General features: G+C 72.5%; 20 protein-coding genes and 1 pseudogene. 8 read left to right on the forward strand and 13 right to left on the reverse strand.

The window, feature by feature from the left end; all coding sequences use genetic code 11:
- Positions 1-22: 22 nt before the first annotated feature.
- Positions 23-2,839, reverse strand: a complete 2,817-nt coding sequence (locus tag ACWEFL_RS28260) for an NACHT domain-containing protein (RefSeq protein WP_451717609.1) — start codon at positions 2,837-2,839, stop codon at positions 23-25.
- Between the two features lie 178 nt (positions 2,840-3,017).
- Here ACWEFL_RS28260 and ACWEFL_RS28265 point away from each other — a divergent pair, with 178 nt between their 5' ends.
- The 3 genes from ACWEFL_RS28265 to ACWEFL_RS28275 all read left to right on the forward strand — a co-directional run bounded on the left by ACWEFL_RS28265 (position 3,018) and on the right by ACWEFL_RS28275 (position 4,708).
- Positions 3,018-3,176 carry a hypothetical protein gene (locus tag ACWEFL_RS28265; RefSeq protein ID WP_451717611.1) on the forward strand — a complete coding sequence of 53 codons (159 nt, stop codon included), beginning with the start codon at positions 3,018-3,020 and terminating at the stop codon, positions 3,174-3,176.
- A 180-nt stretch (positions 3,177-3,356) separates the two neighbouring features.
- Positions 3,357-3,830: a MarR family winged helix-turn-helix transcriptional regulator gene (locus ACWEFL_RS28270; RefSeq protein ID WP_451717613.1), complete on the forward strand. Its 474-nt coding sequence runs from the start codon at positions 3,357-3,359 to the stop codon at positions 3,828-3,830.
- On the forward strand, positions 3,827-4,708 hold the full coding sequence (locus tag ACWEFL_RS28275) for an SDR family NAD(P)-dependent oxidoreductase (protein ID WP_451717615.1): 882 nt from the start codon (positions 3,827-3,829) through the stop codon (positions 4,706-4,708). Before ACWEFL_RS28270 ends, ACWEFL_RS28275 begins: the two co-directional genes overlap by 4 nt.
- A 139-nt stretch (positions 4,709-4,847) precedes the next feature.
- Here the strand turns inward: ACWEFL_RS28275 and map are convergent, their stop codons facing one another.
- A complete protein-coding gene (gene map, locus ACWEFL_RS28280) occupies positions 4,848-5,615 on the reverse strand; it encodes a type I methionyl aminopeptidase (RefSeq protein WP_451717617.1) in 768 nt (255 codons plus the stop codon).
- 59 nt (positions 5,616-5,674) lie between these two features.
- On the opposite strand from map, the gene ACWEFL_RS28285 reads away from it, so the two are divergent.
- The 4 genes from ACWEFL_RS28285 (at position 5,675) to ACWEFL_RS28300 (ending at position 11,221) form a co-directional block, all read left to right on the forward strand.
- Positions 5,675-5,950 carry a helix-turn-helix domain-containing protein gene (locus ACWEFL_RS28285; RefSeq protein ID WP_451717619.1) on the forward strand — a complete coding sequence of 92 codons (276 nt, stop codon included), beginning with the start codon at positions 5,675-5,677 and terminating at the stop codon, positions 5,948-5,950.
- A gap of 64 nt (positions 5,951-6,014) precedes the next feature.
- Positions 6,015-6,605: a hypothetical protein gene (locus tag ACWEFL_RS28290; protein WP_451717621.1), complete on the forward strand. Its 591-nt coding sequence runs from the start codon at positions 6,015-6,017 to the stop codon at positions 6,603-6,605.
- A gap of 282 nt (positions 6,606-6,887) precedes the next feature.
- Positions 6,888-9,941, forward strand: a complete 3,054-nt coding sequence (locus tag ACWEFL_RS28295; protein ID WP_451717623.1) for a LodA/GoxA family CTQ-dependent oxidase — start codon at positions 6,888-6,890, stop codon at positions 9,939-9,941.
- Entirely contained in the window at positions 9,938-11,221 is a 1,284-nt protein-coding gene (locus ACWEFL_RS28300) for a tryptophan 7-halogenase (RefSeq protein WP_451717624.1), read from the forward strand. The genes ACWEFL_RS28295 and ACWEFL_RS28300 overlap by 4 nt, the downstream gene beginning before the upstream one ends.
- A gap of 199 nt (positions 11,222-11,420) precedes the next feature.
- Here ACWEFL_RS28300 and ACWEFL_RS28305 read toward each other — a convergent pair whose 3' ends face one another.
- The 6 genes from ACWEFL_RS28305 to ACWEFL_RS28330 form a co-directional block, all read right to left on the reverse strand.
- Positions 11,421-12,518, reverse strand: a complete 1,098-nt coding sequence (locus tag ACWEFL_RS28305) for a baeRF3 domain-containing protein (protein ID WP_451717626.1) — start codon at positions 12,516-12,518, stop codon at positions 11,421-11,423.
- A 273-nt stretch (positions 12,519-12,791) separates the two neighbouring features.
- Positions 12,792-14,027, reverse strand: a complete 1,236-nt coding sequence (locus ACWEFL_RS28310; protein WP_451717627.1) for a cytochrome P450 family protein — start codon at positions 14,025-14,027, stop codon at positions 12,792-12,794.
- Positions 14,024-15,079 (reverse strand): amidohydrolase family protein, encoded by a 1,056-nt coding sequence (locus ACWEFL_RS28315; RefSeq protein WP_451717629.1) that lies wholly within the window; start codon positions 15,077-15,079, stop codon positions 14,024-14,026. The genes ACWEFL_RS28310 and ACWEFL_RS28315 overlap by 4 nt, the downstream gene beginning before the upstream one ends.
- A complete protein-coding gene (locus tag ACWEFL_RS28320) occupies positions 15,069-15,959 on the reverse strand; it encodes an NAD(P)-dependent oxidoreductase (protein ID WP_451717630.1) in 891 nt (296 codons plus the stop codon). Before ACWEFL_RS28320 ends, ACWEFL_RS28315 begins: the two co-directional genes overlap by 11 nt.
- Positions 15,956-16,294, reverse strand: a complete 339-nt coding sequence (locus ACWEFL_RS28325; RefSeq protein ID WP_451717632.1) for an antibiotic biosynthesis monooxygenase family protein — start codon at positions 16,292-16,294, stop codon at positions 15,956-15,958. The genes ACWEFL_RS28320 and ACWEFL_RS28325 overlap by 4 nt, the downstream gene beginning before the upstream one ends.
- A 454-nt stretch (positions 16,295-16,748) precedes the next feature.
- Positions 16,749-17,726, reverse strand: a complete 978-nt coding sequence (locus ACWEFL_RS28330; RefSeq protein ID WP_451717731.1) for an NAD(P)/FAD-dependent oxidoreductase — start codon at positions 17,724-17,726, stop codon at positions 16,749-16,751.
- Between the two features lie 94 nt (positions 17,727-17,820).
- On the opposite strand from ACWEFL_RS28330, the gene ACWEFL_RS28335 reads away from it, so the two are divergent.
- On the forward strand, positions 17,821-18,420 hold the full coding sequence (locus ACWEFL_RS28335; RefSeq protein ID WP_451717633.1) for a helix-turn-helix domain-containing protein: 600 nt from the start codon (positions 17,821-17,823) through the stop codon (positions 18,418-18,420).
- Positions 18,421-18,423: 3 nt separating this feature from the next.
- Here ACWEFL_RS28335 and ACWEFL_RS28340 read toward each other — a convergent pair whose 3' ends face one another.
- The 5 genes and pseudogenes from ACWEFL_RS28340 to ACWEFL_RS28360 form a co-directional block, all read right to left on the reverse strand.
- Positions 18,424-19,011, reverse strand: coding sequence for a TetR/AcrR family transcriptional regulator (locus ACWEFL_RS28340; protein ID WP_451717635.1), 588 nt, complete (start codon positions 19,009-19,011; stop codon positions 18,424-18,426).
- Between the two features lie 183 nt (positions 19,012-19,194).
- Positions 19,195-19,365: pseudogene (locus ACWEFL_RS28345) on the reverse strand (alpha/beta fold hydrolase); the annotation flags it as partial.
- An 82-nt stretch (positions 19,366-19,447) separates the two neighbouring features.
- Positions 19,448-20,206 carry an SDR family NAD(P)-dependent oxidoreductase gene (locus ACWEFL_RS28350; RefSeq protein ID WP_451717637.1) on the reverse strand — a complete coding sequence of 253 codons (759 nt, stop codon included), beginning with the start codon at positions 20,204-20,206 and terminating at the stop codon, positions 19,448-19,450.
- A gap of 52 nt (positions 20,207-20,258) precedes the next feature.
- On the reverse strand, positions 20,259-21,227 hold the full coding sequence (locus ACWEFL_RS28355) for an alpha/beta hydrolase (RefSeq protein ID WP_451717639.1): 969 nt from the start codon (positions 21,225-21,227) through the stop codon (positions 20,259-20,261).
- 68 nt (positions 21,228-21,295) lie between these two features.
- The gene (locus ACWEFL_RS28360) at positions 21,296-21,613 is read right to left on the reverse strand and encodes a putative quinol monooxygenase (RefSeq protein WP_451717641.1); all 318 of its coding nucleotides are present in this window, start codon (positions 21,611-21,613) and stop codon (positions 21,296-21,298) included.
- Between the last annotated feature and the right edge of the window lie 31 nt (positions 21,614-21,644).

Genomic DNA, 21,644 nt, shown 5'->3' on the forward strand with positions numbered 1-21,644 from the left:
GGCCCCTGCGGGACCGTCCCGATCACCTGCCGTCCGTGTCTCCGTCCGTGTCTTCGGCACCCGCGCCGGCCTCCCGTGCCGCCTGGTCAGCCTGTTCTGCCTTCATCGCCGCCCGCACCTCCGCCTCCGGTACGACGGACATGCCCAGGCCGGCGGCCGTGCTCCGGGCCTCACTGCGAACGTACACCGACTCGTCGGCGCGCTCGTTCATGCCGGCCAGGACCGCCGCCCGCACCTCTGGAGTGTCCCGCCCGGCGAGTCCCCGGAGCGCGACCTCCCGGATGTTCGGGTTGTCGTCCCACGTGGCGGCCAGCAGCGCTTCGGTCGCCTTCTCCTCCGGATAGCCGCCCAGCACGGAGAGGGCACCCCGTCTGATCCGGTACCCCATCCAGTCGTGGTGGCCGAGCACCGCCGGACCCTCCCGGGCCGCCGCGAGCATCGGCGCCAGCGCCGCCGGATCGCGCCGTGCCTTCAGGGCATCGACGGCCGACTCGTGCGGTATCCCCCACTCCGCCGTATAGACGGGCCAGCCGACGTGCCGGAAAACGGCCAGCAGGTGGTTCAGCGACGCCCGGCCCGGCCGGTGGGTGAGCGCCGACACCGCCTCCCCCGACTGGAAGGCGCCGTCACCGCCCTCCGCCACCGCGCCGAGGAAGCGTGTCACCGAGGGCTGCGGGTGGTGCGCCAGCGCCTGGGCATGACCGGCGAAGCGGTCCGCGTCGGCCGACAGCGGTTCCATCAGCGCGTCCACCAGCCAGTCGGGCAGCATCCGGCCGGCGGCCACCGCCCGTACGGCCTGCTCGGGCTCGGCCCGCAGCACCGCCCCGAAACGCGCCAGGAGCCGTTCCCGCAGCGGCCCGGACGGCTCCCCCTCCCCGCCGAGGTCGCCCAGCATGCGTACCGCGTGCAGCACCCCCGCGAAGTCGTCCGCCGCGTCCGGATCACCGGTCGCCCGCGGGTGCGGTGCGAGCAGATGGTCCAGCAGCCGCTCGAACCGGGCCTGCCCCTCGAAGACCAGGGTCAGGCGTCCCAGCATCGCGAGGGTGTCCTCCCAGCGGGCCGCGTCCGCGCCGCCGCCCGTGTGCCGGTCCACCTCCGCGAGGGCCTCCTGCTCCGGCAGATCAGTCAGATGACGGGCCGTCAGATACTCCGCGAACGACCGGTGCGCGAAGAGATACGGCTGCTCCCGCCCCCCGCTCGGGTCGCCGAGCGGCTGGAGCACCCCCGCCTCCACCGACAGGGTGCGCAGCACCCCCGCCGCGTCCTGCCGGAGTTCCGTGAAGGACGGCCCGGCGGACCGGACGGCCCTCAGCACCGCGCCTCGGGGCATCACGTCCGCCCAGCCCTCCGGGCGGGTGGCGAAGTGGTGGGCGACCGGGGCCAGGATGCCGAGCAGCCGGTCGGCTTCGGTGTCGTCGGCGGCGGGGGGCCGCTGCTCGTGGACGAGGAAACGCCGCAGCATCCGTTCGTACAACTCGCCCTTGGACGAGGGCAGCTCCGGCGCCCCGCCGCCCGTCGGCACCTCCTCGGCGAGAGCGCAGAGCAGGGCCAGCAGCAGCGGCACGTTCCCCAGCCCGGCCAGTCCGGGGGAGGCGGCCCGGGACCGCACGGAGTCGCGTGCCTCGGGCGTGAGCGGCCAGACGGCGACGACGGCGCGCGTCTCCTCGGGCCCGAAGGGGTCGAGGAGCAGCTCCTTCCAGGCCGGCCCGCCACCGGTGGGCGGCGGGCCGGTGTAGCCGGCCCGCCGGGCGGCCACGACGGCCCGCAGCAGAGGCGAGGCGGTGGCCATCACCTGGTGGAAGGCGGTCCTGGCGGCAGAGCCGGGCAGCTCGTCGTACGCGTCCAGCAGCAGCACCAGCCGCCCGGCCTTCAACTCCGCGACCAGCTCGGCCCGGTCGCCCTCCTCGATCGCTCCGACGCCTGCGAGATGGCCCGCCACCGCCTCCGCCAGGGCCGGTTCGCCACGGGCCGCCAGTTCCCCGCAGCGCAGCAGCACCGGCAGCGGCTCGGGGTCCGCCGGACTGCCGTCCCCGGCGCTCTGCCCGTACGGTCCCCGCCGGCCGTCCCCGCCCGCCGGACCGTCCGCGCGCTTGTGACGGGCGATCAGCTCCCGTGCGGCACGGTGGACCTGCATACGCAGCAGCCAGGACTTCCCGAGGCCGGCGTCCGCCAGCAGCATCACACGCGGGTGTTCGGCCACCGCCTTCGCCCAGGAGACCGGGTACTCGGAATCGCGCGCGCGGGCGCTGGGGACGGGCCGGACCGTGCGCGGCTGGTCGAGCGCGGCCGGGTCGAGCCCGAGCGGCAGATAGTGCGGCACACCGGCCCGCTCCAGCACCCCGGCGAAGTGCTCGGCGAGGGTGAGCGCGAGGGGAGGTCGAGGGACGACGGGCGGTGGGACGGCGGCCTGTGGGCGGCCGTCTGCGGTACCGGACTCCGGAGCCGCCCGGCCCTGCCCCTGTGTGCGGGCTGCCCGGTGCCGGGCGCGCCAGATGTCCAGGTCGCCGGCCTCCGGAGGCAGTGCGATCCGGGGCCGCCGGGTACGGGCGTGGGCGACACAGCCCACGACGAACGACTCGACGGTGTCCTGCCGCGGCCGGCTCTTGCCGCGCAGCAGATTGTGCAGCGCGGTCCGGGAGACCGCCCGGCCCTCCCGGGCGGCGGCCAGGACCAGCCCGTCCAGCGACGGCTCACCCACCGCCTCGTACAGCTCCGACAGCGCCGGACGCAACGGTGTCCCGGCGGACGCGAGGTCCGGCGCCCGGCCGGTCCCCGCGTCCTCGGCGGCGCGCGCGACCGCGCCGGCATCGGCGAGTGCCCCGCCCGACTCCTCCGGCACCAGGCCCCCTTCAGCTCACCGGTCCCCACGCGCACCGCGTCAGAGCGGCCGCCGACCGGTGTCCCTTCCCGTCCCTCTTCGTCCACTTTCCCTATGTGAACGGGGGTGAACGCCCGCGACCCGACTGTGGTTTCCACAAGGCCCCGCACCGAGGGGCCGCCGGGCCGAGGAGGCCATCATGTTCGAACTGCAGACTATTGCACAGCAGTTGTGGGAGTCGCTCCCGGTCCTCGTCACCGCGTTGAGGACCGCCGCCGCTGCCCTCTCCCTGGGGAGGACGGCGGTCACCGCGCTCCGGCGCCGACCGCCGGCGGAGGAGGGTCGCCGGGATCGCTGACCGGCCGACCGCGCGACCGTACCGGCCCCGCCCGCCCCTCCCTTCCGATGGGGGGGCCGGCGGGGCCGTTCGCCGCAGCGCCGGGGGGGCGTTCGGCGCCCATGCGTCCGGAGCCTCATTCCGGCGGATCTCAAAGCATGGAATTTCCAATGATTTGATTTTCCATGTAACGTCGTGGTCATGGACGACCGGCAGCTGAACGAAGAGCTCCACGACTACCTGTTCGCGATGCGCACCCAAGTGCATGCCGAACTCAGGGAACTGGCCCGGGAAGCGGGGCTGACCGATACCCAGACCGATGCGCTGTGGAGGCTCAGTCGCGGGCCGGAGATGACCGCGCGCCGACTGGCCGACCGCTTGCAGTGCGACGCCTCGACCGCCACGTCGATGATCGACCGGCTGGAGAAGCGCGGTCTGGTCCGCCGTGTGCCCCACCCCACCGACCGCCGCGTGAAAGTCATCCAGCTCACCCCCGAGGGGTGCGCGCTGCGTGATCGTGTCATCCAGCACACCACCAAGCACTCGCCCTTCGCCCGCCTCGACCGCGAGAGCAGGCTGCGGCTGCACGCCCTGCTCCGCGAAGCGATCGACGGCACGCACTCGACAGGCGAGGCCGGCGATGTCATGGGCACTCCGAAAAAGGAGCAGCAATGAGCGGCAAGACCACCGTCATCACGGGAGGATCCTCCGGCCTGGGCCTGGCGACGGCACGCCACCTGGCCAGGGCCGGGCACAGCGTCGTCCTCGTCGGCCGGGACCCGCTACGCACCCGGGCCGCCGCCGAGAGCCTGCGCGGCCTGGCCCCTTCGGACGCCGAAGCGGCCCCGCCGAGGACGTACACCGCGGACCTGGAGCAGTGGTCGCAGGTGCGCGACCTCGCGTCCAAGCTCGCGGCCGACGCCGTCCCCGTGGACGTCCTCATCAACAACGCGGGGGCGGCCTTCCCCCGGTACGAGCGGACGGGGGACGGAGCGGAACGCACCTACGCGCTCAATCACCACGCCCCGTTCCTGCTCACGCACGCCTTGCTGGCCCAAGGAGCGCTCACGTCCCGGGCGCGGATCATCAACATGTCCACGTACGTGGAGAAGCGAGGCAGGCTCGACGCCGCGGATCCGGATGTGGCGGGAACATCGTGGGGCAGCCGTTTCTACCACCAGATCAACGTCTACGCGACGAGCAAGCTCGTCAGCCTCCTGGCGGCACGAGAACTGGCACACCGTCTGCCCGACGGCATGAGCGTCTACAACGCCAATCCCGGCATGGTCAAGGGCACCGCGATCAACAGCAACGCCGGCGGCCTGATGCGGTTGAGCGCCCCGCTGTTCCGCCCGTTCGCCATCACCCTGGACGAAGGTGTGCGGACACCTGTCTGGCTGGCCACCGCCTCGCCCGCACCGCACCCCAGCGGCGGCTTCTTCAGCGAGTCTCGGCCCGACACCCCTTCGCGCACGGCTCTGGACGACGCCCTCGCCCGCACCGTGTACGCCAGGACCGCGGACCTCCTCAAGGTGGCGCCCCTCACGAGGTAGGGCCGCCGCACGGCACCGACGTCCGGGGCGCGCGTCCTCGCGACCACCTGTCGGGCGCCGACGCGCTGGAGCGACAGAGCCCGGCCCACACGGTCTGCGGCCGGGCGAACGACGCACCCTGGCTTGCGCGGGTTCGAGGTCAGGGCAGGGTGAGGACGCGGGGGCCGTCTCCGGTGATGGCGATGGTGTGTTCGAAATGGGCGGCCCGACTGCCGTCGATCGTGCGCAGGGTCCATCCGTCGGTGTCGGTGTAGTAGTCGTTGCGTCCTCCGGCCATGAACATGGGTTCGATGGCGAGGGTGAGGCCGTGGCGCAGAGGGAAGCCGCGGCCGGGTCGTCCATGGTTGGGGACGTGGGGGTCTTCGTGCATCTGGCGGCCGATGCCGTGGCCGCCGAAGTCGGCCGGCATGCCGCAGTCGGCCTTGCGGGCGACCGTGCTGATGGCATGGGAGATGTCTCCGATGCGGTGGCCGACGGTGGCGGCGGCGATGCCGGCGTCCAGGGCCTGCTGGGTGGCGGCGATGAGTTCGAGGTCGGCAGGGCGCGGGGTGCCGACGGTGAAGCTGATCGCGGCGTCGCCGGTCCAGCCGTCGAGTTCGGCTCCGCAGTCGATGCTGACCAGGTCGCCGTCGCACAGGCGATAGTCGTCGGGGATGCCGTGCGAGACGGCGTCGTTGACGGAAGTGCAGAGCACGGCGGGGAAGGGGACGGGGGCGAAGGAGGGCTGGTAGCCCAGGAACGGAGAACGTGCTCCGGCCTTGGCGAGAACGGCGCCGGCGGCTTCGTCGAGGTCCCGCAGGCGCACTCCCACAGCCGCCGCCGCGCGGGCGGCCTCGAGTGCGTGGGCCACGACGCGTCCGGCTTCCCGCATGGCCTCCAGTGCCGTGTCGGTCTTGATTTCCACCATGTGTGACTCCCTGCGATGCAACACTACCCAATACTTATACCGGTATTAGTATCACGGACATGGTGCGAGTTCCCTTGAGTCCGCAGGAGCGGCAACGCGGAGAGCGCTTCGGGATCCTGCTTCGCCGGGCCCGCGGTGACCGCAGCATGGCCGAGGTGGCGGCAGCCGCCGGGGTGTCCGCCGAAACACTCCGCAAGATCGAGACCGGCCGGGCCCCGACCCCGGCCTTCTTCACCGTGGCGGCCTTGGCCCACGCCCTGCGTCTGTCACTCGACGACCTGGCCGCCGCCTGCGCGGAAGACGCCGAAGGCGGCGAGCGGGCCATGTCGGCGTGAGGGCGGGCGCGCCCCGTCTCGCTGGTCCCGTGGAGCAGGTGGAGGGCGCTGGCACTCTTGCCCTATGGCAATCGCGGGATCTCGCACGAAGACGACGAACACATGGCTGATGCCGGCCGATGAGGTGCTTCTGGGGCAGCGGATCGCCGAGGCGGTTCCCTCGTCCGGATGGCATTGCAGTCACCCGGGGCCGCCTGGATTGCACCAGGTGCACTTGCATGCCTCGATCGAGTCCGCGCTGGGCTGCGGAGGGACGCAGGCGTTCCTCGGCCTCCCGGCGGGCGCTTCCCTGCCACCGGCGATCATTCCGGCCGCGGGGGTCAGTACGCCGCTCGGGCCGCCGGCCTCGGCAGTCGTCCAGCTGCTCCGTTCACGTCTCAGGAGGGACGAGCAAGGCGAGTTCCTCGAGAGCGGGCGACTCGCAGTGCGGTGGTCCGAGCCCGAAGTCGGACCGGAAACGCATCGGACGCTCACCGAACACACACGGCTGATCTGGACGGCATTGCGTGCCTCGACCCGGCCGGCCGTGACCGAGACGGCCGACGGTCGCCGCACTTCGGGAATGAGAATCGGGCCCGCCGCCCGTGACGAGGTGATCCGTCACGGGGTGTTGCTGACGCACCCCGGCGCTCAGCGGTTTCGGCTGGTGAACTGATGGCTGCGGCCGGTCACACGAGTCCTGGTCGACAGCGGACGGCCGGGCGACCCGCACCCGACTGAGCCGATCCTGAACCGGTCCTGAACCGGTCCGTCAGGTCCCGTCCGGACCGCCGTGAGACGGCCGGTCGGGGGCGTCCGTGCGCCCATCCGCATGCCTTCCCAACGATCCGACATATTTCGGACTCACCTGTTCCAGTCATGAAGCGAGCGTCCGCCACCGGTCCGACCGCGCCGTCACCGGCCCTCCATCGACCGCGAACAGCACGGGAGCCCTGCCATGACCGCCACGCCCGACCCTCCCCGGGAGCCCGCCGAGGCCCTGTACGACTGCGCCGCCGAGCCGATCGCCGGGATCGTGGCCGAGTTCGTGGGCAAGCGCATGGGCGACCGGATCGTCCAGGGGCAGGATCCGGTCCTGCGTCCGGTCTTCGTGAAGTACCACGGCACCGCACGCGGCGTGCTGACCGTGGCGCCCGATCTCCCACCGGAGCTGCGGGTCGGCTTCCTGGAGGCCGCCCGGCGGCAACCCGCCGGCCTCACGGCCTGGGTCCGCTTCTCCAGCGACACCCTGCCGAACCTGACCGACTTCCGCCGGACCCTCGGCATGGGCGTCAAGCTGTTCGGCGTGCCCGGCCCGAAGCTGCTGGAGGACGAGAGCGCGGCCGACACCCAGGATCTCGTACTCCAGAACCACGACGTCTTCTTCGTCGACACCGCCCGGGACATGTGCGAGTTCCAGCAGGACCGGGAGGCGTACCAGCAGACGCACCCCGTCACCCGCGACATCCTGGCGGCGATGCGCAAGCCGGAGGAGAGCACGCTGACGGCGACGTACTGGGGTGTGCTCCCCTACGCCTTCGGGCCCGAGCGCCATGTGAAGTACAAGCTCGTGCCGGTGAGCCGCGCGCCCGGCGACCCGTCGGCGACGCCGCCGGACGAGGACCCCTCCTTCTTCCGGAGCGATCTCCGGCACCGGCTGATCGGCGGCGAGGCGTCCTTCGACCTGATGGTGCAGTTCCGCGCCGATCCGGACGCGATGCCGCTGGACCGGGCGACCGTACGCTGGGAGGAGGCGCAGAGCGCCCCCGTGCGGGTGGCCCGGCTGACGCTCCATCAGCAGGACGTCAGGGCGCGCGGCCAGGACGCCTACGGCGAGAACCTCGCCTTCAACCCCTGGCACAGCCTGCCGGAGCACCGGCCGGCCGGCAGCGTGGCCGACGCCCGCCTGGTCGTCTACCGGGCGGCGGCTCAGCGTCGCCGGGACGCCAACGGCGTTCCGGCGACGGAGCCCGGCCCCGCCCGGCCGCGGTCCACCGAACCGCACGGGCGCGACACCCGGATCGTGCGCGCGGCCATCCACCCCGCGATCGGGGTGGCACGGGTCGGCGACAGCGCCGACGAGTTCTTCTTCGGCCCGGAGACCGACGACCCTCCGCCGCTGCCCACCGGCACGTACAAGGACGCCACCGGCGCGCTGAAGCGCCAGGCCGCCCGCTTCCGCGTCTACGGCTACAACGCGGCCGGGGAGGCGGTCGCCGAGCTGACGGCGGACAACGCGGACGTCCACTGGACCGTGCACGTGGCCAACAAGAAGGCCGCCTGGTACCGGTTCGAGCTGGCGCTGGACATCCCCGAAGCGGACCAGGCGGCCCCCACCACCCCGCGCAACGCCCTGGTGCCGGCCTGCGAACGAGGCCGGCTCGTCATCGACCCCGGCCCCCGGTCGGTCCGGGGACGCGACCGTGCCGGCCTCCCCGAGTACCGGTTCGACACCGGGACCTTCCTCGGCGGCACCGTGTACCTGGGCGAGTTGCGCACCGACGGCGCCGGCCGTCTGGTCTTCCTCGGCGGGCGCGGCGTCTCCGCCTCCAAGGACAACACGCCGGCCGGGCACTTCGCCAACAACGACGGCTGGCACGACGACGTCTCGGACGGACCGGTGACCGCGCGGGTCCGCGTCGACGGGCGGACCGTGCCCGTCGACCCGGCCTGGGTGGTGGTCGCTCCCCCGAACTTCGCCCCGACCCTCAAGTCGGTCCGCACCATGTACGACCTGCTGTACGACGTCTTCGTGACCGCCGGGACCCTGCCGCCCCCGCCGCGTGCCTCGTTCACCCGTGACGTGCTGCCGGTGCTGCGCCGCCTGTGCGACCTCCAGTGGGTCAACCGGGGCATCGCCGCACAGTTCGGGCACGGCGGGCGCGAGCATCTGCTCGCCCCGGACCGTCTCGCCCGGCTGGCCGACCCGGGCCCGCGCCACCGTGAGCTGCGCCAGCAGATCTGGGCCACCATGCGCGACCCCGACCGCGACGGGCTCTCCCCCGTGCCCTGGCCGCCGCTGTACGGCGACTCGATGAGCGTGCGGCCCGTCTCCGTACGGCAGCATCTGACGCTGTCCTCGCTCCAGTACCGGCTGCTGGCCCTCTGGGCCGCCGGGGACTTCGACGCCGACTACGACCCGTCCGCGGAACCACCGCGGACGCTGGACGACGTGCCGCCGGCACAACGGCCCGAGACGCTCGACCGGGCCGCTCTCTCCTTCTGCGTCGCCGACGCCTTCCATCCCGGCTGTGAGCTGACCTGGCCGATGCGCCACCCCACCATGTACTCCGCGCCCTTCCGGCTGCGGCACCGCGACCCGGCCGCACCCGAGCCGTCCTGGGGCAGCGTGCTCACCCCGCAGACGGCGCTCTCGGTCGACGGTCCGCTGTACGCGCAGGAGCCGGGCGGTCTGACCCGGTGGATGGCCGTGCCCTGGCAGACCGACACCGCGCGCTGCCGCTCCGGCTACTACCTGGGTTTCGGCCCCCGGTACGACCCCTATCTCCCCACCTTCTGGCCGGCCCGGGTCCCCAACCAGATCCTCACGGAGGAGGACTACGAGACGGCCATCGCCCAGGACAGCACGCCCGAGGAGCGGCAGGTCGCCTTCGAACGCCGGGCGGTCTGGGACCGGTGGCTGCCCGCCGACCGCATCGCGCAGATGAACGCGATGGTCAAGGACTTCGGCAAGCTCGGCCTCGTGGAGCGGCGGCCCGGATCCGCCTCCGACACGGACCTGCCCGCGACGATGCTGGTCGAGACCGGGGTGGGGTTCCAGCCTGAGGAGCCGCCTCCCGCGCTGCGGAATCTGCGCGCCCTGCATGTGCCGGAGGCGGCCGACCCCCGGGTGCGGGATGCCGCGGTCGCCGACGCCATCGTGCTGGCCGACGCACCCGACGAGGAGGTGTTGGCGGGCTACTTCGAGAAGGTGGTGCGCTTCCCCGGCCCGGAGTCCACGGGTTCGCCCTCCCCCGGCCGTGACCCGGCCCGTTCCCCTGGCCCGGCGTGAGCACCTCGGCACCGGCCGCACCGCCCGTGCGCGGCACCCGATCCGGCGGCCGTTTCGAGGCGGTGGTGGCCGGGGGCGGCCCGGCGGGCTCCGTGGCGGCCCTGGTGCTGGCGCGGGCCGGCCGCCGTGTGCTGCTCGTGGACCGGGCGGGTCCGGAGCACCGCGCGTTCAAGGTCGGGGAGACGCTGCCGCCCGCCGCCCGGCCGCTGCTGACCGATCTCGGCCTCTGGGCCTCCTTCTCCGCCGGCGGGCATCTGCGCTGCACGGGGACCTATGCGTCGTGGGGGTCCGGGGAACTCCACGGCCGCAGCCACCTCTACGACCCGCACGGGCACGGCTGGCACCTGGACCGGGACCTGTTCGACGCGTTCCTGCGGAACGCGGCGGTCGCGGCGGGCGCGCGGCTGCACCGCGGGGAGGTCGTCCGGCACCTGGCGGACGAGCGGGGCGTACTGATCCGGAACGGGGGCGTGCTGGAGCGGGTCGGCTGCCGGTGGGTGGTGGACGCGACCGGCCGCCGCGCGGTGATCGGACGGCGGCGGGCCCGGCGCATCGGACGGGACCGGCTCGTCGCGGCGTACGCCCTGCTCGGCCACCGGCTTCCCGGACCGCCGGACCGTCCCGACTCGTACGCCGGCCCCGCCCCGGACACCTCGGTCGCCCCGGACACCTCGTCTCCCGCGGAGACGGCGAGCGCCTCGACCGGCAGGCGGGCGTGGCGGGCCGGGAACGCGGGACACGCCTCGGACACAGAGTCGGACACCGAACTGCGCACCCTGGTCGAGGCCGTCCCCGGGGGCTGGTGGTACACCGTCCGGGTCCCCGCCGGGCGGCTGGTCGCCCATCTCACCGACGCCGACCTCTGCGGCGCGGCCCTGCGCACACCCGGTGGCTTTCTCGGCGAGATCGCGCGGACCCGGCACATCGGGCGACGCGTCGGGGGTTACGACCCGGCCCGCGTCCCGGTGCCGCGCTGGAGCCCGGCCCATGGCCTGCGGCTCTCCCCGCCGTGGGGTCGGGGGTGGGTGGCGGCCGGTGACGCGGCGGTCGCCTTCGATCCGCTCTCCTCGCAGGGCATTCTCACGGCCCTCCACACGGGCGCGCGCGCCGGGCACGCGATCGACGTCACCCTGGCGGGCGGGACGGGAGCCCTCCCGGAGTACGCCGCCTTCGTGGCACGCGTCGCCGAGGCGTACGACCACCACCGCGCCGAAGCGTACGCCCGGGAACAGCGCTGGCCCCAGGCCCCGTTCTGGCGCCGACGGCACGAGGCGGGCTGATCCCCGTACATCCTTCCGGACGCCCCGGCCGCGCACGCCGGGGAGCGCGGGGCGCACGCCTGGGCCCTCGCCCGCGCTGAAGGCCGGTCGCGCCCACGACGACGCCGGACGGGGGGCCGTACCGGGGCGGCCTCGAAAGGTCCGGTCTCGGGCGCGGACGGCGACCGGGTCCGGGTCGGCCTCGCCTTCCGAAGGCCGGTCAGTGACGCAGGACGGCGGCGATCCGTTCGTGCTGGGAGAGCGTGCCGTCGGGGACGAAGGTGGCCTTGGCGCCGGTGCCGAGGGAACGCTCGATGACCTCGTCGACGATGTCCTCACGGGCCCCCGGCTGGCCCGCCTCGGCGGGGACGAGGTGCTCGCCGTCGTCACGGACGGTGGTGCGGAGATTCTCCTCGACCACCAGGTGGGCGACGCGGCCTTCGCCCGCGGCCTGCCAGACCTCGTCCAGTCCGGCGGCGAACCCCTGGCGGCTGCGGGCCCTGTCGAGCTGGGAGAGGGCGTCGTCGACCTCGTCGTCGGCATGGGCGCGGACGGCGGGCGCGATCGCCTGGTGGACGGTGCGGGCGTCGGCCTGGGCGAGACCGCCGTGCGGAATCTGCTGGGTGGCCGCCTTCGCGATCGAGCCCACCGCGTCCAGCAGGGCGAGCGCGGCGGCCTCGCCGACCACGTACAGCGGGCGGGGGTCGGCGGCGAGCACCCTGCCGATTTCGGTGTCGGCCTGCCGCAGGAAGGTCCTGGTCTCCTCGTCGCGGAACGTGCTGGGCGAGTCGCCGATACGTTCCTGGCGTTGGGGATCGGGCGCGGCGGACGCGCGTACCAGCGGGAAGCCGTGTCCGGTCTCTTCGGTGACGCGCTCTCGGCCGCCGTCCCAGAGCACCACTCGGTCGGCGGCGACGGCGAGCACCCAGTAGGGGCGCTCGGCGGCCTGCGCGGCGACGAGGTTGCGGGTGAGGAAGGTGTCGGAGAGGACCACCCGGGCGGGTGCGGTACGCCTGAACGACCAGACCTGGTGTTCGCCGGGCGCGGCGAGGATCGCCAGGCCGTCCTCGGCGTGCACCAGGTCGACCTCGGTGAGGGCCCGGTCGAGCTGCGCCAGCACATCGCTCCGGTCGGCGCGGGAGACCGCCGGGTCGGCCTCGACCTTCTCCTTCGCCTCGGCCAGCAGATTGCGCAGCCGGACCGGGTCCTGCGCGTTGTCCGGCTCCCGGCGGTGCGTGGGCATCACGATGGACACCGCCGGATAGGACCGGGGCCGGCGCAGTTCGGCGAGGACGGCGGGGTTGAGGGCGGGGCGCATGGAGACCCTTTCGAAGGCGGTTCGCGGGGTGGTCGCAGGGAGATTGCACCGGGAAGCTGCCCGTGCTCGCGCTTCGACATCCGCGGGCCGGTGGAAGATCACCCAATCCGGCGCGGCATCGCATGGGCACCCGCTGCCGGGCATCCGGGCGATGGCGGCGCGCCGGACGGCTCGGCAGACGTACTCCCCTGGGACGGCTCCGAGGTGCCGCCGCCGCGGAGCCGTGGCCAGGGGCCGTAACCCTCGGCAGGAAAGCGCGGGCGGAACCTGCCGTCATCGCCCGGCGGGGTCGAGGATGACCGGCAGCTCCGTCAGACCGCGGAAGGCCGGGAACGGTACTTCCAGCCAGGCCGCCTCCCGCGTGGGGTCGGCCAGGGCCACGCCGGGGAACCGGTCGAACAGCCCGGTGAGGGCGAGCTGTGTCTCCAGGCGGGCCAGTGAGGCGCCCAGGCAGTAGTGCACCCCGTTTCCGAACGCGAGGTGCGCACTCGGCGGTCGCTTCACATCCAGCGCGTCCGGCTCGTCGAACCTCAGCGGGTCGCGGTTGGCGGAGTTCAGCGCGATCTGGACCAGAGCGCCCTTCGGGATCCGTGTCCCGGCGATCTCCAGGTCCTCGTTCGCGTAGCGGAAGGTCGCGGTCTCCACCGAGCCGTCGTAGCGCAGCAGTTCCTCCACCGCCTGCCCGATCAGCTCCGGGTTCTCCTTCACCGCTCGCAGTTGTCCGGGGTGGCTGAGGAGTTGGTGGACGGAGTTGCCGATCAGATACGCGGCCGTCTTGTGACCGGCGAACATCAGCAGGAACGCCGTGGACACCAACTGCTGTTCGGTGAGCGGGCCCTCCTCGTCCCGGGCCTCGGTGAGGGCGCTGAGCAGATCGTCGCCGGGCCGGACCCGCTTGCGGGCGAGGAGTTCCGTGAAGTACGCGTGCAGGCTCTCCTCCGCCCGCTGCTGCGCCTGTTTGGCCTCCTTGCCGAAGTCGGTGTTGGCCACCGTCGTGGACCAGGTCTGCACATCCGCCCGGTCCTCCAGCGGTACGCCGAGCAGTTCGCAGATGACGACGATCGGCAGAGGGAACGCGAAGGCCGGCAGCAGGTCGACGGGCTCCCGCGTCGGGCAGTCGTCGAGCAGTGACCTCACGACCTCCTCGATGTGCGTCCGCAGCGACTCCACCCGGCGGGGGGTGAACGTCGAGCCGACCAGCTTGCGCAGCCGGGTGTGCTTGGGCGGGTCGGCGTTGAGCATATGGTCGTCCAGGGCCACCGACGAGTCACCGAAGATCCTCCGGTAGGCGTCCAGGGCCCCGTACATGTCCTTGCTCAGCCGGGGGTCGGTGAGCGCGGTCCGGGCGTCCTCGTACCGCGTGATGAGATAGGTGTCGATGCCGTGCGGCGGGCTCATCGGGCAGACGGGCGCGGTTTCCCGGAGGTGCTTGTACACCGGGTAGGGGTTCCGGCGGAACTCGGGGGTGCAGCGCGACGCCTCGGCGACGGGGTCGTTCACGGTGGTCACGGACGGCTCCTCAGATCGAAGACGGCCTCGGCGTTGCCTCCGAGGATGAGCTCCTGGGCCGCCTTGTCGACGGGCAGCTTCTCGATCATGCGCATGAGTTCCCCCAGCGGCACGGTCAGCGGCGGTGAGTCGGTGCCGAACAGCATCCGTTCGGGCCCCAGGACCTCCGCGTTCAGGCCCAGGTGCGCCGGGCTGAAGGTGCTGGTGTCGACGTACATCCGGCGCAGTGCCGCCGCGGGGTCGGCGGACGGCGGCATCGCCTCGCCCGCGGCCGGAGGCTTCGCCGCCCCGGCGGGCGGGCGGTGTGCGGCACCGGGCGGCGGGCCGCCGGTCCCCTGTGCGCCGGGCGGCCGGGCCGTCGGGGGGCCCGACGCGCCGCCTGCGCCCCAGTGCCGGGGGCGCGCCGCGGACTGCAGACGCTCCGGGAGCAGTGCCAGCGCGCCCCCGCCCGTCGAGCCGATCAGCCGCAGGGCGGGGTATTTCTCCAGCCAGCCGGCGAACGCGATCATGGCCATGCTCAGGGAGATGTCGTTGAACCGGCCGATCTGTTCGACGAAGCCGAGGTGGTCGACCCGGTCGGTGCCGGTCGGCTCGGCCGGGGCGTGGACCAGGACCGGCACCGCCGCCTCGGCGGCCAGGGCGAAGAACGAGTCGGCCCGCGGTGAGCCGAGGAGTTCGCCGTGGACGCTGGAGGTGGTGATCAGCCCGACGAAGGCGGGGTCCGCCAGGGTCTCCCGGACACCTTCCAGATGGTCGTCGTCGCCGAACGGGTTGGCGTACACGTATCCGCGCAGCTGGTCCGGGAAGGTGGCGATCAGACCGGACATCCAGGCGTGGAACTTCCGCAGCCGGTCTCGGGGCTGTGCGTAGTTGTCGACGCCCGGGATCCGTGCCATCGCGCCGGCGCCGACCGGGCTGCCGATGATGGTGAGGTCGATCCCCGCCCGGGCGCGGGCCGCGAGCATGCCGTCGACATCGGTCAGGCTGGGCGGCATGGGGAAGTTCCTGGCCGCCTCCGGTGGGGACAGATGTCCGTGGATGTCAATGATCACGACTGGTTCCCGCATTCGGTGTGAGTGCGTGGCCGACCGCTACACAGTCCTCGTCGCCGTGGCCCATGCGGGTGGCTCGGACATGGGTCTCGGCGGCGGCGGTGGCGAGCGGCAGCCGCAGTCCGGCCGCCTCGGCCTGGTCGGCGGCGAGCAGCAGGTCCTTGGCCATCAGCCGCAGCCGGAAGTCGGGCTTGTCGAAGCGTCCGGCGGCCAGGCGTCTGGACTTGAAGGCCATGACGGGTGAGGCGAAGCCGCTGCCCGCGATGGTGGTGAGGGCCAGTTCGCGGTCGAGGCCGGTGGCGGCGGCCAGTTCCACGGCCTCGGCCAGCGCCTGCACCTCTATGCCCATCAGCAGATTGAGCAGCAGTTTCATCCGCATGCCGGAGCCGAGCGCGCCCAGGTGGACGACCTGTTTGCCCAGCAGTTCGAGCAGCGGGCGGCCGGCGGTGAAGACCCGTTCCTCTCCCCCGACGAACAACCGCAGTTCGCCGGTGCGGGCGTGTTCCCGGTTGCCCAGCATCCCGACGTCCAGGACTGAGTGGGTGTCGGCGGCCAGCCGGACGACCTCCTCGGGGGCGACCGTGCCCGCGCAGACCAGCGAGCCGGGGTACGGCCCGTGCGCGAGGATCCCGTCGGGTCCGCGCAGGACGGCGGCGAGCGCGTCCCCGTCGGCGACGGTGCAGATGGCGGCGCTCGTCCCCTCGACGGCGTCGGCGGGGTGGGCGGCGGTGAAGGCGCCGGCCCGGCCGAGCGGCTCCGCGCGCTCCGCGGTGCGGTTCCAGACCCGTACCGGAACGCCCTGGTCGAGCAGGCGGGTGGCCAGTCCGGTGCCCATGCTGCCGAGTCCGAGGATGGCCACGGGGCGGTGGTCGCGGCTCATGACTTCACCCTCGCGGTCTCCTGCACGACCCGGTACCGCAGCGACTGCGTCTGGTCGACCCAGGCGCGCAGCGGCGCGAGCAGTGCGCGGTGGTCGTCGCCGCGCAGCCAGGCGAAGAAGTGCTCGGGCGTCTCCCACTCGCTGGTGATCACCCACTGCCGGGAGTCGTCGATCGGCTCGCCGAGCCGGTCGACGATGTGTCCGGGGACACCCGCGACGGACTTCCTTATTCGGTCGTACACCTCGCGGAACCCCTCTTCGCCGCCCTCGACGACATGGACCGCGTAGACCACGGAAAGCCTGTCGCTCGCAGGGCTGTTCGTCTCAGTGCGCATCTCTCCTCCTGACAGTGAGATCTGACATGGCACGATTCCCACGGACTCATGGCGGATGAGGCGACGCAACTGCGGGTCGGGGACGGCCCAACGGGGACACAGGCCACCCGTGTTTCCGCTGAGCCGGTCAGGTGAGCGGCCCGCGCGGGGCGTGGAGTTGAGCGCGACCGGGCCTTCGGGGAGTCTGAGGGTCCGGGCGGTACGGGACCGGACCCTCGCATGTGTCCGCCCGGACTCTGGGGCCCTCCGGGCGCGCACCGACCACGGCACCGTGACGCCGTCGGGCGCGAGAGAGGGCTGCCGGAAGCGGGCCCCTCCGCCGGGCGACTTCCTCGGCGGGTACGAGGAGATCGCCCGCCCGTCCGGGTGCACCGGGCCGCACCCGGTTGGGGCAGCCGTGACAGGACCCGCGGCAGGGGCGGCTCGCCGCGGGCGTTCGGGCCCGCGCTGTGGGCTACGGGGTGGCAGCCGCCGCGTGGCGGTGCTGTTCGACGTCGCGGTCGATGTCCTCGGCCAGCAGGTCGGTGTTGAGGGCGAAGGCGGCGGTGGACCCCATGCCTGCCGCGGCCACGACCTGGGCTCGCGGGTCGACGACGTTGCCGACGGCCCAGACGCCCGCGACGCTCGTACGGCCGGTGCGGTCGGTGACGACCCAGCCGGCGTCGTCCTTGTCGCATCCCAGCCCGGTCAGCAGTTCGTCGTGCGGGACGGGGCGGGGGAAGAGGAAGGCGGTGGCGCGGGGGACGACGCGGCCGTCCGCGAGTTCGATTCCGCGGAGCCGGTCATCGTCGACGACGAGCCGCTTGATCTCCCCCTCGACCAGATGCAGACCGCGGGCCTCCAGCTGTTCCCGGTCCTTCGCCGTCAGGTCCATGGTGTGCGGGAGGAAGACGACGTCGTCGCTCCACTGGCGCAGGAGCAGCGCCTGGTGGACCGCTCCCGGATGCGTGCCGAGGACGGCGAGGGGCTGGTCGCGGACTTCGTAGGCGTGGCAGTACGGGCAGTGCAGCAGATCCCTCCCCCACCGTTCGCGGACGCCGGGGATGTCGGGCAGTCGGTCGCGGAGCCCGGTCGCGATCAGGACGCGGCGTGCGTTGAGCACCGCTCCGCCCGCCATGCGGACGTGGTAGCCGGGGTCGATCTGTTCCACCCGGCCCCGGAGGAGCTGGACACCGTAGCGGGCGACCTCGGCCCGCCCGAGGTCGAGCAGGGCCGCGGGCGGCAGGCCGTCGCGGGACAGGAAGCCGTGCATGTGCGCGGCGGGCGCGTTGCGCGGCTCACCGGCGTCGATCACCACCACGTTGCGGCGGGCGCGGCCGAGGAGCAGGGCGGCGTTGAGGCCGGCCGCTCCGGCGCCGACCACCGCCACGTCGTGGACCTCGTCGGCGTCGCCGTGCGGTGCCCTGCTGGTCTTGTCGTTCGTCGTTTTGATCACGGGATCAACCTCCTGCCGCCATCGTGCGCACCCGGCACTGGAGCGGCAACTCCTGTTGCCATTTCCGGGACGCGGGAGGTGGAATGGGGGCATGGACGAGCAATCACCGATCGCCGCCACGCTGGCCCAGGTCGGCTCCCGCCTCAGGCGCATGCGCACCCAGCGCGGTGTGTCCCTGTCGGCGCTGGCGGAGGCCACCGGCATCTCCAAGAGCACACTGTCGAGGCTGGAGTCGGGGCAGCGCCGCCCGAGCCTGGAGCTGTTGCTGCCCATCGCCCAGGTCCACCAGGTGCCCCTGGACGAACTCGTCGGGGCACCGGAGGTCGGCGATCCGCGGATCCGCTGCAAGCCCCGCGTCCACCGCGGTCGTACGGTGATTCCGCTGTCGACGCAGCCGGGGGGACTGCAAGCCTGGAAGTCGATCATCCCTCCGGAACAGAACCGGCCCGAACCGGTCACCCACGAGGGGCACGAGTGGCTCTACGTCCTGTCCGGACGGGTACGGCTCATCCTGGCCGACCACGACCTGGTCATGGGGCCGGGTGAGGCGGCCGAGTTCGACACCCGGCTGCCGCACTGGATCGGCCCCGCGGACGAGTCCCCCGTGGAGGTGCTCAACCTGTTCGGCCCCCAGGGGGAACGCGTGCACGTCCGGGCCAGGCCCCGGTCCGCGGCGGAGCCGTCGGCCTGACCGCTACAGGTGGAGAAGCTGACGCGTGACGGTCATCGTGGTGTCGAATGGTGCGGTGTCGCGGTGGATCTTGGCCATGACGCTGGCTCCGAACCACATGTCGTACAGAACTTGCGCCGTCGCTCGCGCGTCGCCGGTGACGGTGAGTGAGCCGTCCTGAGCGCCACTGACGATCGCCGACTCGATCCGGTCGATGATCCCGGTGGTGCCTTCCTTGAGCGCGAGCCGCATGGACTCCGACAGGTCGGCGACCTCGGCGCCGAGCTTCACGGCGAGACACTTGCCCTGGCAATCGTCGAGACTCTGTGTATCGTGCCAGAGCTGCCAGTAGTTCATCAGCCGCTCGGCCGAGGTCAGGCCCGGGGCGTTGAGGGTCCGGTCCATGTCGGCGAAGTAGTCGGCGAAGTAGGCCCTCAGCATGGCTTCGCCGAAGGCGTCCTTGGAACCGAAGTAGTGGTAGAAGGATCCCTTGGGCACGCCAGCCGTGGTGAGTACCTCGTTGATCCCGACGGCGGAGAAGCTCTTGTGCACCATGATCCGCTGAGCGGCGTCGAGGATGCTGCGACGAGTGTCGCCCTGTAGTGCTGCCATGGGTTCACCTTAACCCTGATTAGACCGGTCATCTCCCTGGTTGCGGGGGGCGGACCCGTTCAGGGTTCCGCCACCCATCGGCGCATCGCGCCCGGCACCACCTGGCGGCCGGAGCCGACGCGCCGGGTCCGCCCTGGGTGCCTCGCACCCGGCCCGGACCCGGCACGCTCCGCCGCATCAAGGTCACCGGCCCAGGAAGTCGAGGAGGGTTTGGTTGATTTCGGTGGTGTGGGTGGTGAGGAGTCCGTGGGGTGCGCCGTCGATTTCGACGTAGGTGGCGGTGGGGAGGAGTTTGGCGAAGCGGCGTCCGGTGGCGTCGATGGGGAGGGTGCGGTCGCCGGTGCCGTGGACCCGGCAGGCAATGCCCTCCTGCCGGGCCGGAACCGCGCCCCGCACCGAGGCCGTCCGCCGGGCCCTGACCAGGGCAGTGGCCGGCCTAGAGCTGGTAGCCGCCCGATACCTCGATGTTCTGGGCGGTGACCCAGCGGGTCTCGTCGGAGACCAGGGCGGCGATCACCGCGCCGATGTCGTCGGGTTCGCCGACCCGGCCGAGCGCGGTCTTCGCGGCAAGAGCCGGGACGGCCTCGGGGAACCGGGTGAAGGCGTCGTCGGCGATCCGGGTGCGGGTCGATCCCGGTGAGACGGCGTTGACGCGGATGCCGCGCGGGCTGAATTCCTTGGCCATGTACCGGGTCAGCACGTTCAGGCCGCCCTTCATGGACCCGTAGGCCGAGTAGCCGGGCTCCACGGTGGCCGCCGACGCCGAGTTGCTGCTCGTGTTGACGATGGCCCCGCCGTCCGCCATCAGGGGCAGCAGCTTCTGCGTCAGGAAGTACGGACCCTTGAGCAGGACCCGCATCAGCCTGTCGAACGTCTCCTCGGCCATGTCCTCGATCAACGATGTCTGCGCGAAGCCGGCGTTGTTGACCAGAGAGTCGAAGGTGTCTCGGTGCCAGGTGTCGCGCAGCAAGCCGGCGACCGTGTCGCGGAAGGCCGCGAAGGTGTCGGACCGGCCGACGTCCAGCGGCAGTGCGACGGCCGTGCCGCCCTCCTTCTCGATGGCGGCGACCGTCTCCAGCCCGCCCTCCGCGTTGTTGCCGTAGGTCAGGATGACTCCGGTTCCACGCCTGGCGATCTCGATCGCGGCGCTTCGTCCGATGCCGGAGCTGGCGCCCGTGACGATGGCGACCTTCATGATGTTCCTCCTGTGGTGTGGTGGCGCGTCTGTGGTGTGTGAGTTGCCGGCGTTACGCGGCGGAGTTCGGCGACAGGACTCGGGCGAGCCAGTCGGTGCGGGTCCGGCGGGCCGTGGCCGAGATACGGGCCTGCGGGTACAGGGCGTCGAACCCGTGGAAGCCGCCCGCCCAGACGTGGAGTTCGGCCTGGCCGCCGGCCGCCCAGATGCGGGTGGCGTAGTCGGTGTCCTCGTCGCGGAAGACTTCGGCGGAGCCGGTGTCGATGTAGGTGGTCGGCAGGCCCGAGAGATCGTCGGCCAGCGCGGGTGAGGCGTACACGGGTACCTCGTCGTCGGCGAGGTCGCCGAGGACGCAGCGCCATCCGAATTCGTTCATCTCGCGGGTCCAGACGCCGGGTCCGCCGGAGTACTGGCGGCTGGAGGCGCTGGTGTTGCGGTGGTCGAGCATGGGGCAGATCAGCATCTGCGCGGCGATCGCCGGGGTGCCGAGGTCGCGGGCGAGCAAGGTGGCGCCGGCGGCGAGACCGCCACCCGCGCTGGCGCCCGCGACGACGATCCGGGCGGGGTCGATGCCCAGTTCGTCGGAGTGTTCGGCGACCCAGAGCAGTCCCTGGTAGCAGTCGTCGACCAGGGCGGTGCCGGTGGCCTCGGGTGCGAGCCGGTAGTCCACGGAGACGACGACCGCGCCGAACGCGTCGAGCCACTCCAGCGGGATGTCGATCTGCGAGAAGCGGTCGCCCATGACCATCCCGCCGCCGTGCATCCAGTAGACGCAAGGTGCGGCGGCGGTGCGGTCGGCGTCCGCGGGGCTGAAGACCGACAGGGGGATGGGGGCGCCGTCCATGGCGGGCACGGTGACCTCGCGCCGGTCGACATGCCGGTGTGCGAGGAGGGACTCGATGGGCGTCGACGGGAGCCCGCGCAGTTGCGCGAGCTCTTCCGGTCCGAGCTCGGACATGAGGGGCATGTCGGCGAGCAACTCGCGCAGTTGGGGGTCCAGGTCGGGTCGTGCCGTGGTCATGGTCGCTGCCTTTCGTGGGGCGGTGCCGGACGGCCGGCGCAGGGGCTGGGCGCGTGGCCGCGGGCGGATCAGAAGGCGGCCTTGCCGCGGACGGGGACGTAGTCGGTGTACTCGGGCTCCTTGGCCAGCAGTCCGTCGATCTGCGCCACGATCGCCCGGGCGGCCTCGCCGGCGAAGATCCGGTGGTGGTCCTCCTCGCTGGTCCAGCCCTCCGTGACGTGGACGACGTCGGAGTCGGACGCGGAACGGGAGACGAGGTAGACGACGCAGTGTTCGCTCGCGCCGGGGCTGCCCTCGTCCAGACCGGTGAGCAGCAGGTCGACCAGACGGTCGCCCATTCCCGGCTCGGCGGTCAGGGTCGCGTTGAAGCCATAGTCGACGATCATGGATTCCTTCTTCTCTCTGGCGGAGTGAGGT

Source organism: Streptomyces sp. NPDC004838 (genome assembly GCF_053600955.1).

Bases quoted from the DNA above. Each gene is read 5' to 3' on its own strand.
- ACWEFL_RS28265 (WP_451717611.1), top strand. From the start codon at position 3,018: ATGTTCGAACTGCAGACTATTGCACAGCAGTTGTGGGAGTCGCTCCCG.
- ACWEFL_RS28270 (WP_451717613.1), top strand. From the start codon at position 3,357: ATGGACGACCGGCAGCTGAACGAAGAGCTCCACGACTACCTGTTCGCG.
- ACWEFL_RS28275 (WP_451717615.1), top strand. From the start codon at position 3,827: ATGAGCGGCAAGACCACCGTCATCACGGGAGGATCCTCCGGCCTGGGC.
- map (WP_451717617.1), bottom strand. From the start codon at position 5,615: ATGGTGGAAATCAAGACCGACACGGCACTGGAGGCCATGCGGGAAGCC.
- ACWEFL_RS28285 (WP_451717619.1), top strand. From the start codon at position 5,675: ATGGTGCGAGTTCCCTTGAGTCCGCAGGAGCGGCAACGCGGAGAGCGC.
- ACWEFL_RS28290 (WP_451717621.1), top strand. From the start codon at position 6,015: ATGGCAATCGCGGGATCTCGCACGAAGACGACGAACACATGGCTGATG.
- ACWEFL_RS28295 (WP_451717623.1), top strand. From the start codon at position 6,888: ATGACCGCCACGCCCGACCCTCCCCGGGAGCCCGCCGAGGCCCTGTAC.
- ACWEFL_RS28305 (WP_451717626.1), bottom strand. From the start codon at position 12,518: ATGCGCCCCGCCCTCAACCCCGCCGTCCTCGCCGAACTGCGCCGGCCC.
- ACWEFL_RS28320 (WP_451717630.1), bottom strand. From the start codon at position 15,959: ATGAGCCGCGACCACCGCCCCGTGGCCATCCTCGGACTCGGCAGCATG.
- ACWEFL_RS28325 (WP_451717632.1), bottom strand. From the start codon at position 16,294: ATGCGCACTGAGACGAACAGCCCTGCGAGCGACAGGCTTTCCGTGGTC.
- ACWEFL_RS28335 (WP_451717633.1), top strand. From the start codon at position 17,821: ATGGACGAGCAATCACCGATCGCCGCCACGCTGGCCCAGGTCGGCTCC.
- ACWEFL_RS28340 (WP_451717635.1), bottom strand. From the start codon at position 19,011: ATGGCAGCACTACAGGGCGACACTCGTCGCAGCATCCTCGACGCCGCT.
- ACWEFL_RS28350 (WP_451717637.1), bottom strand. From the start codon at position 20,206: ATGAAGGTCGCCATCGTCACGGGCGCCAGCTCCGGCATCGGACGAAGC.
- ACWEFL_RS28355 (WP_451717639.1), bottom strand. From the start codon at position 21,227: ATGACCACGGCACGACCCGACCTGGACCCCCAACTGCGCGAGTTGCTC.
- ACWEFL_RS28360 (WP_451717641.1), bottom strand. From the start codon at position 21,613: ATGATCGTCGACTATGGCTTCAACGCGACCCTGACCGCCGAGCCGGGA.